The sequence below is a fragment of the Pantoea endophytica genome (assembly GCF_002858935.1).
GTDB classification, from domain to species: Bacteria; Pseudomonadota; Gammaproteobacteria; order Enterobacterales; family Enterobacteriaceae; genus Pantoea; species Pantoea leporis.
This window is the reverse complement of sequence record NZ_PJRT01000033.1, coordinates 637,334-652,988: the sequence shown is the minus strand read 5'-3', so window position 1 is coordinate 652,988 and position 15,655 is coordinate 637,334. Positions and strand designations below refer to the sequence as shown.

Sequence of the window (15,655 nt, the reverse complement as noted above, 5' to 3'; positions counted from 1 at the left end):
TGGCAATGCCCAAGTTGTCGATGACAATATTTCATTTTAAATAATATTAAAATGAAATATCCATATTGTCCGCTATTGCGCTCACAAAGATGAATCAGCGAATAATCAATATTAGATGAAATGCTGTTTTGAAAAGCATTATTTTCGCGCATTTTCCTTTTCGCGCATGAAATAAAGTGTGAAGGCGTTGCGCAACAAAAATCAATCGCTAACCCTCTGAAAAGGGGAAAAATATCGCTTCAGCAATCTATTAGCGTGAAATAGGGCGGTTGCGCAACACAATTAATTCTAAGTACTAATCCGATTTTGTCTTTCTTTTCCTGCTTTAACGATTCAACACTTAGTCTTTATTAATCGGTTGTGCCAGGCTGGTTTGGCGAATAGCAAAATGTTCCATGTGTATTCACATCATTTAAAAGGATAATCTCAATGTCCAATCAAGACCAACAGTCGCTAGTGCTCTGGTACAACCAGCTTGGCATGCATGATGTTGATCGGGTGGGAGGCAAGAATGCTTCCCTTGGAGAAATGATTACGAATTTGTCGTCGCTGGGTGTTTCCGTACCAAACGGTTATGCGACCACATCTTACGCGTTTAATCTGTTCCTCGATCAAAGCGGACTGAACCAGCGGATCTATGATTTGCTGGATAAAACGGATGTTGATGATGTTGCTGAGCTCGCGCAAGCGGGTAAACAGATTCGTCAATGGGTGATCGACACGCCATTCCAGCCTGAACTGGAAGCGGCAATTCGTAGCGCCTACGAACAACTCTCTGCTGATGATGCCGACGCCTCCTTTGCGGTGCGCTCGTCAGCCACCGCCGAGGATATGCCCGACGCCTCGTTTGCCGGCCAGCAGGAGACTTTCCTTAACGTGCAGGGTTATGACGCGGTCATCATCGCAGTGAAGCACGTTTATGCCTCCTTATTTAACGATCGTGCCATCTCCTACCGTGTGCATCAGGGCTACGACCATCGCGGCGTGGCGCTCTCGGCCGGTATTCAGCGCATGGTGCGATCGGACCTCGCCTCGTCGGGCGTAATGTTCACCATTGATACCGAATCGGGCTTTGATCAAGTGGTGTTTATCACCTCCGCCTTTGGTTTGGGCGAAATGGTGGTGCAGGGCGCGGTGAACCCCGACGAGTTCTACGTGCACAAACCAACGCTGGCCGCCAATCGTCCGGCGATTGTGCGCCGCACAATGGGCTCAAAAAAGCTGCGCATGGTGTATGCGGATTCGCAGGAGCATGGCGAGCAGGTGCGGATTGAAGATGTCGAGCAGGAACAGCGCGATCGCTTCAGCTTAACCGATGATGAAGTGCAGGCGCTGGCGCGTCAGGCGGTGCTGATTGAGCAGCACTACAAACGCCCAATGGACATTGAATGGGCGAAAGATGGCCACACCGGCAAACTGTTCATCGTGCAGGCGCGTCCGGAAACGGTGCGCTCCAACGGTCAGGTGATGGAACGTTATACGCTGCAGGGCAAAGGCAACGTGGTGGTCGAAGGCCGCGCCATTGGTCATCGCATCGGTGCTGGTGAAGTCAAAGTCATCCACGACATCAGCGAGATGCATCGCATTGAAAAAGGCGACGTGCTGGTAACCGACATGACCGATCCCGATTGGGAACCGATCATGAAGAAAGCCTCAGCCATCGTCACCAATCGCGGCGGTCGTACTTGCCATGCAGCGATCATCGCGCGTGAGCTGGGCATTCCGGCGGTGGTGGGCTGTGGCGATGCCACCGATCACCTGAAAGATGGCCACAAAGTCACGGTTTCCTGCGCCGAAGGTGATACCGGTTATGTCTATGACCAACTGCTGGACTTCGAAGTGACCAGCTCGCAGGTCGATACCATGCAGGAACTGCCGCTGAAGATCATGATGAACATCGGTAATCCGGATCGTGCGTTCGATTTCGCCTGCTTGCCGAACGAAGGTGTTGGCCTGGCGCGTCTGGAGTTCATTATCAACCGTATGATTGGCGTGCATCCCAAAGCGTTGCTGGAGTTTGATCAGCAAACGCCGGAATTGCAGCAGCAGATTCGTCAGATGATGAAAGGCTTTGATGACCCGATTGAGTTCTACATCGGCCGTCTAACCGAAGGGATTGCGACGCTGGGTGCCGCATTTGCGCCGAAGCGCGTGATTGTTCGTCTTTCCGATTTCAAAACCAACGAATACGCCAACCTGGTGGGTGGCGAGCGTTATGAGCCGGAAGAAGAGAACCCGATGCTCGGTTTCCGTGGCGCCGGTCGCTACGTTGCTGACAACTTCCGCGACTGCTTCAAGCTGGAGTGCGAAGCGGTGAAGCGCGTGCGTAACGAAATGGGGCTGACCAACGTTGAAATCATGATTCCGTTCGTGCGTACCGTCGATCAAGCCGAAGCGGTGGTCGCCGAGCTGGCGAAAAACGGTCTGAAGCGCGGCGAGAATGGCCTGAAAGTGATCATGATGTGTGAGATCCCGTCCAACGCCTTGCTGGCTGAGCAGTTCCTCGAGCACTTCGATGGCTTCTCCATCGGCTCTAACGACATGACACAGCTGGCTCTGGGCCTCGATCGTGACTCTGGCGTGGTGTCCGCGCTGTTTGATGAACGTAATGATGCCGTGAAAGCGCTGTTATCGATGTCGATCAAAGCGGCAAAAAAACAGGGCAAATACGTCGGTATTTGTGGTCAGGGACCGTCGGATCATCAGGACTTTGCGGCATGGTTAATGGAGCAGGGCATTGATAGCCTGTCGCTTAATCCGGATACCGTGGTTGAAACCTGGTTGAGTTTGGCAGAGCTGAACGCATCCAAACATTAACCAGGCGGTAATTTGATGCATCAGATGAGAATCTGATGTGTCATTAGTGTAATTATCAAGGTCAGCGCCGCTGGCCTTATTTTTTTGTCTAAAAAAAAGCCAAAAAAAAGCCCATCACAGGGGATGGGCAAAGACTACACACAGCAATTCTTCACTTTACTCAGGGGAATAAGGTTGTTTAGAAATCAGTAGCTTGATTCAAAACATAGGAAACATGTTATTGATCAGGCTCGCTGGCGTCTTTAAGAATCCTCTTATTAGTTTAAAGCTGATAACCTTTCGTGGCCTTTTTCTTCCCTGCTAAGCGGCAATTCAGCTGTAAAAATAATCATTCCGTAAGAGAATTCCGCCTAAAGCGCCTAAAACTGCGTTTTTTCTTAAAAATCGCTTAAGGAAAAAAATTATTATCAGTAAGAAATGCGCGGGGGCGAAGTTGGGGCATTAGGCGGGTTAAAGTAAGGCCAGTGTAAAACTGAGAGATCGTGTATCTTCGCTGAGTGGGAGTTAATGTGAATGAGGTCGCCATAAACGGCGACCCGGCGGGGATCGCTTAATGTAGTTCTTCTTCGTGATCGGCCAACGCTTCGATGGCGGTCTGCACATCGTCATCCGGTTCGGGCGCTTCATGCATCCACACTGAAACCAGACGATAAGAAACCGCCAGCACCACCGGACCGATAAACAGCCCAATCATACCGAAAGCAATCAATCCGCCAATAACGCCGGAAAGAATCAGGATCATCGGTAGATCGGCACCCATGCGAATCAACACCGGACGCAACACGCTGTCCAGCGTACCGACCACGCAACTCCACACCAGCAGCACCGTGCCCCACGTGGTATCGCCGCTCCAGTACAGCCAGATGATCGCTGGCACTAACACTACCAGCGGCCCGAGCTGCACCAGGCAGGTCAGAATCATCAACACGGTTAACAGCGTGGCGTAAGGAATGCCGGAAATGGCTAAACCAATACCGCCGAGCACGCCCTGAACCAGCGCGGTGACCACCACGCCTAGCGCCACAGCACGAATCGCCTGACCGGCCAGCAGCACTGCGGCATCGCCACGTCGTCCACTCATGCGATAGGCAAAATGACGAATGCCGTGGCCCACCTGCTCGCCGCGCCAGTAAAGCAGCACGCTGAACAACAGCATCACGATGAGGTGCATCATAAAGCGGCCGAAGTGGCCGGCCTGCGCCACAAAGAAGCCGGTGGTGCGACCAATATAAGGCTGCACCTGATTCAGCATCGCCGCGCCGCCGCCATCCACTAATTTGTGGTAGCTCGAGTAGAGTTTCCTGCCGACGTAGGGAATCTGTCGCAACCAATCGAAGTCAGGCATTACCAGATGGCGCTGCGTTGCCCAGGCGATCACCGGCGCACTGTTATCAATCAGGCTGCTGACCAGCAGGGCGATAGGAATAATAAACAACAGTAATAGCAAAATGGTCATGGCGATCACCGCCAGCGAGCGGCGTCCCCACAACATGTGCTGTAGACGAATCATCAACGGCCAGGTGGCGATCACCACCATGCTGGCCCAGGCGAAGCCAAGAATAAAGGGCTGCACCACCCACAGACTGGCGATGATCATGATTAGAATGAACATCAGTGAAAACAGCATTTGCGGTAAATCCATACCGCGTTGCAGGTCTTTCATCACAACGGTTAACCTCGATTGAATCCTTCAGAGTGGGGCTGAACAGCCCTGATTAATGATGATCTATTTCCTGAAAATTAAACAGGAAAAGCAGCGACGGCGGCGCGCTTTCCTGAAAAAACAGCAGCCAGCAGAAAAGTATGATAAAACCAAGGGCTGAAAAAAATCACGACGCAAACGTTTACAACATCTCGGTCACTCAATAATGATCCCACAGATTTCTCAGGCACCGGGCCTCGTTCAACTGGTGCTGACATTCCTGCAGTCCTTGAAAGAGCAAGGCTTTACCGGCGATACCGCCACCAGCTATGCCGATCGCCTCTCGCTTGCCACCGACAACAGTATTTATCAGCTGCTGCCTGATGCGGCGTTGTTTCCGCGCTCGACGGCGGATGTGGCGTTGATTGCGCGCCTTGCCGGTGAAACCCGTTTTACCAGCCTGGTGTTTACGCCACGCGGTGGCGGCACCGGCACCAACGGACAGTCGCTGAATCAGGGCATCGTGGTGGATATGTCGCGCTACATGAACCGCATCCTGGAAATCAACACCGAGCAAGGTTGGGTGCGGGTTGAAGCGGGCGTGGTGAAAGATCAGCTCAATGCGTGGCTCAAGCCGTATGGCTTCTTCTTCTCGCCGGAGCTCTCCACCAGCAACCGCGCCACGCTCGGCGGCATGATCAACACCGATGCTTCAGGCCAGGGTTCACTGGTGTATGGCAAAACCTCCGATCACGTTGAAGGCCTGCGCGCGGTGCTACTGGGTGGCGACATCCTTGATACGCGCGCCATGCCGACTGAACTGGCGGAACAGCTGGCCAGCACGCCGACCGCAGAAGGGCGCATTTACCAGCAGGTGTTGAGTCGCTGCCGCGAACAGCGCGATCTGATTCTGGAGAAATTCCCCAAGCTCAATCGCTTCCTGACCGGCTACGATTTGCGTCATGTGTTCAGCGACGATTTGCAGACGTTTGATTTGACGCGTTTGCTGTGCGGCGCGGAAGGCACATTGGCCTTTATTACCGAAGCACGCCTCGACATCACGCCCATCCCAAAAGTGCGCCGTCTGGTCAACATCAAATACGATTCGTTCGACTCGGCCCTGCGTAACGCCCCTTTAATGGTGGAAGCCAAAGCGCTGTCGGTGGAAACCGTGGACTCAAAAGTCCTGAATCTGGCGCGAGAAGATATCGTCTGGCATTCGGTAAATGAATTAATTACCGATGTGCCAGATAAACAGTTGCTGGGGCTCAACATCGTGGAGTTTGCCGGTGATGATGGCGAACTGATTGAGCAGCAGATCAGCACGCTATGTCAGCGCTTAGATGAGCTGATGCAGCAGCAGTTGGGCGGCGTGATTGGCTATCAACTGTGTGACGATTTAGGCGGCATTGAGCGCATCTATAATATGCGCAAAAAAGCGGTTGGCCTGCTGGGGAATGCCAAAGGGCGCGCCAAGCCGATTCCGTTTGTGGAAGATACCGCGGTGCCGCCAGAACAGCTGGCGGATTATATCGTCGATTTTCGCGCGCTGCTCGACAGCCACGGCCTGAGCTACGGCATGTTTGGGCACGTGGATGCTGGCGTGCTGCATGTGCGTCCGGCGCTGGATATGTGCGATCCGCAGCAGGAGCTGCTGATGAAGCAGATCTCTGATGAAGTGGTGGCGCTGACCGCGCGCTACGGCGGTTTATTGTGGGGCGAGCACGGCAAAGGTTTCCGCGCGCAGTACAGCCCGGAGTTCTTTGGCGAAACGTTATTCAATGAGCTGCGCCGCATCAAAGCCGCGTTCGATCCTGACAACCGCATGAATCCCGGCAAAATCTGTACGCCGCTCGGCAGTGATGAACCGATGATGCAGGTTGATGCGGTGAAACGCGGCACCTACGATCGGCAGATTCCGGTTACGGTGCGCAACGAGTGGCGCGGTGCGATGGAGTGTAATGGCAACGGTTTGTGCTTCAACTTCGATGCACGTAGCCCAATGTGCCCGTCGATGAAAATTACCCGCAACCGCATTCACTCGCCGAAAGGGCGCGCCACACTCACGCGTGAATGGCTGCGTTTGCTCTCCGAGCAGGGCGTGGATCCTACCCAACTTGAGCAGGCGCTGCCGAAACAGGGCGCCAGCTTGCGTACGCTGATTCAGCGCACGCGTAATACCTGGCACGCAAATCAGGGCGAATATGACTTCTCGCACGAAGTGAAAGAGGCGATGTCGGGCTGCTTGGCGTGTAAAGCCTGCTCGACGCAGTGCCCAATCAAGATCGATGTGCCGAACTTCCGTTCACGCTTCCTGCAGCTGTATCACACCCGCTATCTGCGCCCGATGAGCGATCATCTGGTAGCCACCGTGGAGAGTTACGCGCCGCTGATGGCCAAAGCGCCTAAGGTGTTCAACTTTTTCCTCAAGCAGCCGTGGATGCGCGAGCTGAGCAAAAAGCATATCGGCATGGTGGATTTGCCGCTGCTGTCATCGCCGAGCCTCAAGCAGCAGTTAGGCGGCCATCCGGCGATGAACCTGACGCTGGAGCAGTTAGAAGCGCTGGATGCGGCGCAACGCGAAAACTGCGTGCTGGTGGTACAAGATCCCTTTACCAGCTATTACGAGGCACAGCTGGTCACCGATTTCGTCAAGCTGATTGAGAAACTCGGTTATCGTCCGGTGCTGCTGCCGTTCTCACCGAATGGCAAGGCGCAGCATGTGAAAGGCTTCCTGCAGCGCTTTGCGCGCACCGCCAGCAAAACCGCTGATTTTCTCAATCGCGTGGCAAAACTGGGCATGCCGATGGTCGGTGTCGATCCGGCGACCGTGCTCTGTTACCGCGATGAGTACCATCAGGTGCTGGGCGAGCAGCGCGGCGAGTTTAACGTGCAGCTGGTGCATGAGTGGCTGCAAACCGCCTTGTCGGCACGTGCGGAGCAAACCGCCAGCGGCGAAGCCTGGTATCTGTTTGCGCACTGCACCGAAGTGACCGCGCTACCGTCCACGCCGAATCAGTGGCAGAGCATTTTTGCGCGCTTTGGTGCGAAGCTGGAAAACGTCAATGTGGGCTGCTGCGGAATGGCGGGAACCTATGGCCATGAAAGCGTAAACCTGGAGAATTCGCTGGGGATTTATGAGCTGTCCTGGCATCCGCAATTGCAAAAGCTGCCGCGTCAGCGCTGTCTGGCAACCGGTTTTTCGTGTCGTAGCCAGGTAAAACGCGCAGAAGGCAATGGCATGCGTCATCCACTGCAAGCATTACTGGAAATGATGTAAACAAATTGTAGGAGACGTCACAAAGCTGGATTAGAATATCCAGCCTGCGTGGCGAACAAAATCACTCTGCAGGCGGGTGGCTTGATCCCACTCGCCGCTGAGCGCCAGTTGATGACACAAGCGTGTTAATGACAGGCGCGCCAGTTGATAGGCCTGAATCCGGAACAAACGGTCACGATCGGCATTGCCCATCTCCTGCACTAAGCGGTGATGGAGCTTGCCCATGGCATGCAGAAAGCTGTGATCGTCGCCGTTGATTTCGCAGATTTCTGCCATATCAAGACAGGTGTCGTTAAAGCGACGCAGTTGGTCGAGTGTGCAATCAGTGCGGTTGAGCTTTGCCTGAGCCATGTAGAAGTCAACGGTGATATCACGCACCGAAAACTTATATTCGTCGATTTTATGTTGTAACCAGGCTGAGACGGTAAGCGTCATATCGCCACCTTTTTAGGTTAATGATAATCATTATCATATTAAACCGCGTCAGGAATGCAATTCCCGCTGTGAAATTTTATTGATTTCCTCTGCCTGTTACTAAAATCGGTAATAACAATTTCTTTACATAGTGGAAAGGCGTAACCTATCAATCAGGATGGAAACGTAAAATTGATTTTGGAAATTTTACGACAATTTAACGGGTTACGTTGGTCAGGCGCGCACGGGAATGCTGCCGTCAATCTGCTTTGAAGCGACTATGCTTAATAAAGCAGCAGTAAAAAACAGCACGAGATGATTATCCCTGCAAAACAAGAGGTTGAAGTGATATCTGATATCACTACCATAGGGGGATAGCCTGAAAAGGCCCAGACATACGAGGTAGCACAATGTCATCAGTAAATGCCGACTCTTTTTCACCCGAAGATTTCGTCTGGAAAGGGCTCACGCTGACCGAATCGGCAGCGAAACAGATTCTTAACCTGGTAGAACAAGACCCTGAAGTCAAGGGCTTGAAACTGGGTGTGAAAACGTCCGGCTGTGCCGGTTTTGGGTACGTTATGGACTTGGTGAAAGATCCTGCCGATGACGACCTGCAGTTTGAGCAATTCGGCGCAAAACTGTTTGTGCCACTTCAGGCGATGCCGTTTGTTGACGGTACCGAGCTGGATTATGTCCGCGAAGGTCTTAACCAGATTTTTAAATTCAACAACCCTAAAGCTCAACACGCCTGCGGGTGCGGTGAAAGCTTTGGCGTCGAGTAAGTGAAATATGTCACGACACAGCGAAGCATCTGACGATGTACAAATGTGGGAAGGTAAGCTCAACTATAAAGAGGGCTTCTTTACCCAGTTACAAACTGAAGAATTTGCCCACGGCATCAATGAAGATGTGGTGCGCGCCATTTCGGCTAAACGTAACGAACCTGAATGGATGCTTGAATTCCGTCTCAAGGCGTTCCGCGCCTGGGAGCAAATGGAAGAGCCGCACTGGCTGAAAGCGCACTACGAGAAACTGGATTATCAGGATTACAGCTATTATTCCGCGCCGTCCTGCGGCAACTGCGATGACAGCTGTGCTTCTGAACCCGGTGCCACGCAAACCTCCGGCAGCGTCGCGTCCAGCGACTACCTGACGAAGGAAGTGGAAGACGCGTTCAACCAGTTAGGCGTTCCGGTGCGTGAAGGTCGTGAAGTGGCGGTGGATGCGATTTTCGACTCCGTCTCCGTTTCAACCACCTATCGCGGCAAGCTGGCGGAGCAGGGCATCATCTTCTGCTCGTTCGGCGAAGCGATTCACGATCACCCTGAGCTGGTGCAGAAGTATCTCGGCACCGTCGTGCCGCCAAACGATAACTTCTTCGCTGCGCTGAACTCCGCTGTGGCCTCTGACGGTACCTTCGTTTATATCCCGAAAGGCGTACGTTGCCCGATGGAGCTGTCGACCTATTTCCGTATCAACGCGGCAAAAACCGGTCAGTTCGAGCGCACCATTTTGATCGCCGATGAAGACAGCTACGTCAGCTACATCGAAGGTTGCTCTGCGCCTGTGCGTGACACCTATCAGCTGCACGCCGCAGTGGTAGAAGTGATCATCCATAAAAACGCTGAAGTGAAATATTCCACTGTACAGAACTGGTTCCCAGGCGGCGAAGGCGAGGGCGGTATCCTCAACTTCGTGACCAAACGTGCCCTGTGCGAAGGCGATCACAGCAAGATGTCCTGGACGCAGTCTGAGACCGGTTCGGCGATCACCTGGAAATATCCAAGCTGCATTCTGCGCGGTGATTACTCGATCGGTGAGTTCTACTCGGTCGCACTGACCGCAGGCCGCCAGCAGGCGGATACCGGTACCAAGATGATTCACATTGGTAAAAACACCAAGTCGACCATCATCTCCAAAGGTATCTCTGCCGGTAAGAGTCAGAACACCTATCGTGGCCTGGTGAAAATTATGCCAACCGCGACCAACGCGCGTAACTTCACCCAGTGTGACTCGATGCTGATTGGTGCCGAGTGCGGTGCGCACACCTTCCCGTATGTGGAAACGCGCAACAACACCGCCCATCTGGAGCACGAAGCCACCACCTCGCGCATCGGTGAAGATCAGATGTTCTACTGCCTGCAGCGTGGCATCAGCGAAGAAGATGCGATCTCAATGATCGTCAACGGCTTCTGCAAAGACGTTTTCTCCGAGCTGCCACTGGAATTCGCCGTGGAAGCGCAAAAATTGTTAGCTATCAGCCTTGAGCACAGTGTGGGCTGATGCCCGTTGCCGGAAGCAATGTGAAGGAAAGAGTATGTTAAGCATTAAAGATTTGCAGGTTAGCGTTGAAGACAAAGAGATTTTGCGCGGTCTAAACCTCGAAGTGAAACCGGGCGAAGTCCACGCCATCATGGGACCGAACGGTTCAGGTAAAAGTACCCTGTCTGCAACGCTGGCTGGCCGTGAAGATTACGAAGTCACTGGCGGTTCTGTCACCTTCAAGGGCAAAGATCTGCTGGAGCTTGAGCCAGAAGAGCGTGCCGGTGAAGGCATCTTCATGGCGTTCCAGTATCCGGTGGAAATTCCGGGCGTCAGCAACCAGTTTTTCCTGCAGACCTCGGTCAACGCGGTACGTAAATACCGTGAGCAGGAGCCGCTGGACCGTTTCGACTTCCAGGATTTCATCGAAGATAAAATCCAGCTGCTGAAGATGCCAGAAGATTTGCTGACCCGTTCAGTGAACGTGGGCTTCTCTGGTGGTGAGAAGAAGCGCAACGACATCCTGCAGATGGCGGCACTGGAACCTGAGCTGTGCATCCTGGATGAAACCGACTCCGGTCTGGATATCGATGCGCTGAAAATCGTGGCAGAAGGCGTAAACAGCCTGCGCGACGGTAAGCGTTCATTCATCATCGTGACGCACTACCAGCGTATTCTTGATTACATCAAGCCGGACCACGTACATGTGCTGTATCAGGGCAAGATCGTTAAATCTGGCGACTTCTCGCTGGTGAAACAGTTGGAGGAGCAAGGCTATGGCTGGCTTACCGACCAAGAGTGATAACGCCCTGCAGCAGTGGCATCATCTGTTTGAATCGCGCGGTGACGTACGTTCTTTGCAGGCGCAGCAGCACTGGCAGCAACTGATGCGTGTCGGCCTGCCGACGCGTAAGCATGAAAACTGGAAATACACGCCGCTTGATGGCCTGTTGGCGCAGCAGTTTGTGCTGCCGCAGCCGCAGGAAGTGAGCCCGGAACAAGTTGAAGCGCTGGCGCTGCCGGTTGATGCGGTGCGTCTGGTGTTTGTTGACGGCAGTTTTCAGGCTGAATTGAGCAGCCGTGATACCGGCCTGTTTGAAATTCAGCATGCGCAGGCTTCTGAGCGTCGTCCGCTGCCGGCACCGATTCAGCCAGAAGTGTTTCTGCATCTTACTGAAAGTCTGGCAGAAGAAGCCACGACAATTCGTCTGGCGCGTGGCAAATCAGCGGCTAAACCGCTTTATCTGTTGCACATCACCAGCGGTCAGGACGCGGGCACCAACACCGTGCACCATCGCCACCATCTACAGCTGGAAGCCAGTGCAGAAGCGGAAGTGATTGAGCACTATGTCACGCTGAATGACGTGGCGCACTTTACCGGCGCGCGTTTCACTTTCGACGTGGCCGACAATGCCAAACTGCAGCACATCAAACTGTCATTTGAGAGCGAGAAGGCTTACCACTTCGCGCACAATGATGTGGTGATGGGCCGTGATGCGAATGTGGCCACCACTAGCTTCCTGCTGGGTGCGGGCCTATCGCGTCACAACACCAGCGCGCAGCTGAATGGCGAAAATACCAATCTGGCGATCAACAGCTTGTCGTTGCCGGTGAATCAGGAAGTGTGCGATACCCGCAGCTATCTGGAACACAACAAAGGCTACTGCACCAGCCGTCAGATGCATAAAGTCATCGCGCGCGATAAAGGTCGTGCGGTGTTCAACGGCATGATCAAAGTGGCGCAGCACGCGCTGAAAACCGATGGACAGATGACTAACAACAACCTGTTGCTGGGCCGTCTGGCTGAAGTGGACACCAAGCCGCAGCTGGAAATCTATGCGGATGACGTGAAGTGCAGCCACGGTGCGACCATTGGTCGTATTGATGAAGAGCAGATGTTCTACCTGCGCTCGCGCGGCATCGATGAGAGTGCCGCACAGCGTATGATCATCCATGCCTTTGCCGCTGAACTCACCGAAACGCTGGAGAATCCGGTATTGCGTCAGGTGGTGCTGCAGCGCATTGCCGCGCGTATCCCGGGAGTTGAGTCATGAGTTTCGATCTCGAACGCATCAGAGCGGAATTTCCGATTCTGAAACGTGAGGTCAACGGACATCCGCTGGCCTACCTTGATAGCGCGGCCAGCGCACAGCGCCCGCTCGCGGTCATCAATGCGGAAAGTTATTTCTACCAGCACGGCTATGCGGCCGTGCACCGTGGTATCCATTCGTTGAGCGCGCAGGCGACCACCGACATGGAGAACGTACGTCATCAGGCCGCGCGTTTTCTTAACGCCGCTTCGCCAGAAGAGATTATTTTCGTCAAAGGCACCACGGAAGCCATCAATCTGGTGGCGAACAGTTGGGGCGGCAGTCAGTTGCAGCCGGGCGACAACATCATCGTCACCGAGATGGAGCATCACGCTAACATCGTGCCGTGGCAGATGGTGGCGCAGCGCACTGGCGCAGAAATTCGCGTTTTGCCGCTGAATGCGCAGGGCGAGCTGGCGCTGGAACAGCTGAGTGGTTTGATCGATAGCCGCACCCGTTTGCTGGCAGTCACCCACGTTTCTAACGTGCTCGGCACCGTCAATCCCGTAAAAGCTATCGTGGCACAAGCGAAAGCCGTTGGTGTGATTACGTTGGTGGATGGCGCGCAGGCGGTGATGCATCACAAGGTGGATGTGCAGGATATTGACTGCGACTTCTACGCTTTCTCCGGCCATAAGATTTATGGTCCGACCGGCATTGGTGTGTTGTATGCGCGTAAAGCGTTGCAGGAGATCATGCCACCCTGGGAAGGCGGCGGTTCGATGATTTCGGAGGTTGTGCTGCCAACCGGCACCACCTTTAATACTACGCCATGGCGTTTCGAAGCCGGCACGCCGAATACCGGCGGCATCATTGGTTTGGGTGCGGCGTTAACGTGGATCAGCGAACTGGGCCTGGACGTGATTCATCAGCGCGAATCGATGCTGATGCGTTATGCGCTGGACAAACTGGCTTCGGTGCCGGATCTGGTGATTTACGGTCCGGAAAGTCGCAGCGGCGTGGTGGCCTTCAACCTCGGCAAACATCACGCCTTTGATGTCGGCAGTTTCCTTGATCAATACGGTATTGCGATCCGCACCGGCCATCACTGTGCGATGCCGCTGATGCGTCATTATGCGGTGCCGGCAATGTGTCGTGCCTCCTTCGCGCTGTACAACACCGAAGAAGAAGCCGATCGTCTGGCCGCAGGTTTGACCCGTATTCATCGTCTGCTGGGCGGTTGAGCAGACTTCAGGAGTGATTCATGGCGAATTTGCCAGATAAAGAGAGATTAGTGCGTAACTTCAATCGTTGCGCAAACTGGGAAGAGAAGTACCTCTACATCATTGAACTCGGTGGGAAATTACCAGAATCCTCCGAAAGCTTACAGCAGCCGGAACACGTGATTTCAGGTTGTCAGAGCCAAGTGTGGATACGCATGACCCCGCAGGCCGATGGCACCATCGCCCTCGAAGGCGACAGCGATGCCGCCATCGTTAAAGGGTTGATTGCAGTGGTATTTAGCCTGTATCAAGGGCTTAAGGCGTCAGAGATTCTCGATCTCGATGTGCGCCACTGGTTCGGCGAATTGGCGCTGACCTCACATCTCACTCCCTCGCGTTCGCAGGGGCTGGAAGCGATGATCCGCGCGATCCGGCATAACGCTCAGACCCTCAGCTAAGTTACACTCTCCAGACCCCGGCTTGACCGGGGTCTGTTCTATCCGACAAAGAGAAAATTGCATGAAACCAGCCTTACGTTTAGCCGGTGCATTGCTGTTGTCCTGTTGCGGACTCTCTGCACCTGCATTTGCTACGGAATATCCCCTACCAGCCGATAACAGCCGTTTGATTGGCGAAAACACCCTGACCACCGTGCCGGATGACAAGCGGCCGCTGGAGAGCATTGCCGCACGTTATAAGATAGGCATGCTCGGCATGCTTGAAGCTAATCCAGGCGTTGATCCCTGGCTACCCAAGGCTGGCACACAATTAACCGTGCCACTGCAGATGCTGCTACCCGATGCACCACGGGAAGGTATCGTGATTAACCTCGCGGAACTGCGACTTTACTATTATCCGAAAGGTGAAGATCGTGTGGTCGTCTATCCGATCGGGATCGGTCAGTTAGGCGCTATGACGCCAACCATGGTCACCAGCATCAGCCAGAAAATCCCGAATCCTACCTGGACGCCAACCACCAATATCCGCAAGCGCTACGCCAAAGAGGGTATTACCTTGCCGGGCGTGGTGCCAGCCGGGCCAGATAACCCGATGGGGCTGTTTGCGATGCGTCTGGCGCGTGGGACCGGTCAGTATCTGATTCACGGCACCAATGCTGACTTTGGTATTGGCATGCGCGTAAGTTCTGGCTGCATTCGCTTGCGCCCGGATGATATTGAAGCGCTGTTCAACAGCGTGCCGAAAGGGACGCGGGTGCAGGTGATCAATCAGCCCATCAAATATGCGATTGAACCCGACGGTAAGCGCTACGTTGAAGTGCATCAGCCGTTATCACGTAATGATAAGGACGATCCGCAAACCATGCCGATTGCGCAGTCAGCGCAGCTTAAAGCCTTCTCGAAGAGCGAGAAGAGTGATACGGCGTTGATCAAGGAAGCGATAGCCCGACGTTCAGGGATGCCGGTATTAGTGAGCAGCGGTGAGCCGGTGACAGATGAAAGCGCAGTACCAATGGAGCAGCGTGGTGAGGCCGTGGCGCAGCCCTGAATTCGGACCAGAGAATCGCAGAATCAGGACAAAAAAAATGGTGCCACATGGGCACCATTTTTCAAACCAGAACTCTTACTTACGGTAAGAGTGAGCCTGGTTGTCCAGACGCTGGTTAGCACGAGCTGCGTCATCTTTAGCAGCCTGAACGTCAGAACGGATTGCGTTCACGTCGTTGCTCAGCTGATCAACTTTAGCGTTCAGAGTCTGAACGTCTGAAGACAGTTGGTCGATTTTAGCGTTGCTTGAGCAACCAGCCAGCATAGTTGAAGCCAGGATTACAGCGCCCAGTACCAGTTTAGTGCGATTCATTCTTTATACCCTCTAGATTGAGTTAATCTCCATGTAGCGTTACAAGTATTACACAAAGCTTTTTGAGTTGAGAATAAATTTTTGATGAGAACATGCTTAAATTTGATCGTTCGCTCAAAGAAACAGCATTTAACAGAACATGATGAAAATAATTAGCTAAAACAGA

The 15,655-nt window shown here is 53.6% G+C and carries 12 protein-coding genes and 1 other RNA gene; 9 read left to right on the top strand and 4 right to left on the bottom strand.

Annotated elements, in window-relative coordinates:
- Positions 1-429: 429 nt before the first annotated feature.
- Positions 430-2,817: a phosphoenolpyruvate synthase gene (gene ppsA, locus PZBJ_RS23705; RefSeq protein WP_101764563.1), complete on the top strand. Its 2,388-nt coding sequence runs from the start codon at positions 430-432 to the stop codon at positions 2,815-2,817.
- 99 nt (positions 2,818-2,916) lie between these two features.
- Here the strand turns inward: ppsA and rprA are convergent.
- Positions 2,917-3,024: antisense sRNA RprA (gene rprA / locus PZBJ_RS23700), an RNA gene on the bottom strand.
- Positions 3,025-3,367: 343 nt separating this feature from the next.
- The gene (gene ydiK / locus PZBJ_RS23695; RefSeq protein WP_101764562.1) at positions 3,368-4,480 is read right to left on the bottom strand and encodes an AI-2E family transporter YdiK; all 1,113 of its coding nucleotides are present in this window, start codon (positions 4,478-4,480) and stop codon (positions 3,368-3,370) included.
- Positions 4,481-4,685: 205 nt separating this feature from the next.
- Between ydiK and ydiJ the strand changes: the two genes are divergently transcribed.
- A complete protein-coding gene (gene ydiJ, locus PZBJ_RS23690) occupies positions 4,686-7,739 on the top strand; it encodes a D-2-hydroxyglutarate dehydrogenase YdiJ (protein ID WP_101764561.1) in 3,054 nt (1,017 codons plus the stop codon).
- 30 nt (positions 7,740-7,769) lie between these two features.
- Here the strand turns inward: ydiJ and PZBJ_RS23685 are convergent, their stop codons facing one another.
- Positions 7,770-8,174, bottom strand: coding sequence for a hypothetical protein (locus PZBJ_RS23685; protein ID WP_101764560.1), 405 nt, complete (start codon positions 8,172-8,174; stop codon positions 7,770-7,772).
- 389 nt (positions 8,175-8,563) lie between these two features.
- Between PZBJ_RS23685 and sufA the strand changes: the two genes are divergently transcribed.
- From sufA to PZBJ_RS23650, 7 genes are all read left to right on the top strand, one after another.
- Entirely contained in the window at positions 8,564-8,938 is a 375-nt protein-coding gene (gene sufA, locus PZBJ_RS23680) for a Fe-S cluster assembly scaffold SufA (RefSeq protein WP_007892717.1), read from the top strand.
- Positions 8,939-8,945: 7 nt separating this feature from the next.
- Complete coding sequence (sufB, locus tag PZBJ_RS23675) at positions 8,946-10,439, top strand: Fe-S cluster assembly protein SufB (protein ID WP_101764559.1); 1,494 nt, start codon at positions 8,946-8,948, stop codon at positions 10,437-10,439.
- A 34-nt stretch (positions 10,440-10,473) separates the two neighbouring features.
- Positions 10,474-11,220, top strand: a complete 747-nt coding sequence (gene sufC / locus PZBJ_RS23670) for a Fe-S cluster assembly ATPase SufC (protein ID WP_008102973.1) — start codon at positions 10,474-10,476, stop codon at positions 11,218-11,220.
- Positions 11,195-12,472, top strand: coding sequence for a Fe-S cluster assembly protein SufD (gene sufD / locus PZBJ_RS23665; protein ID WP_101764558.1), 1,278 nt, complete (start codon positions 11,195-11,197; stop codon positions 12,470-12,472). The genes sufC and sufD overlap by 26 nt, the downstream gene beginning before the upstream one ends.
- Complete coding sequence (gene sufS, locus PZBJ_RS23660) at positions 12,469-13,692, top strand: cysteine desulfurase SufS (RefSeq protein WP_101764557.1); 1,224 nt, start codon at positions 12,469-12,471, stop codon at positions 13,690-13,692. The genes sufD and sufS overlap by 4 nt, the downstream gene beginning before the upstream one ends.
- 20 nt (positions 13,693-13,712) lie before the next feature.
- Positions 13,713-14,129 (top strand): cysteine desulfuration protein SufE, encoded by a 417-nt coding sequence (gene sufE / locus PZBJ_RS23655; RefSeq protein ID WP_101764556.1) that lies wholly within the window; start codon positions 13,713-13,715, stop codon positions 14,127-14,129.
- A 61-nt stretch (positions 14,130-14,190) separates the two neighbouring features.
- The gene (locus PZBJ_RS23650) at positions 14,191-15,177 is read left to right on the top strand and encodes a L,D-transpeptidase family protein (RefSeq protein WP_101764555.1); all 987 of its coding nucleotides are present in this window, start codon (positions 14,191-14,193) and stop codon (positions 15,175-15,177) included.
- Between the two features lie 75 nt (positions 15,178-15,252).
- Here the strand turns inward: PZBJ_RS23650 and PZBJ_RS23645 are convergent, their stop codons facing one another.
- A complete protein-coding gene (locus tag PZBJ_RS23645) occupies positions 15,253-15,489 on the bottom strand; it encodes a major outer membrane lipoprotein (RefSeq protein WP_007892735.1) in 237 nt (78 codons plus the stop codon).
- Between the last annotated feature and the right edge of the window lie 166 nt (positions 15,490-15,655).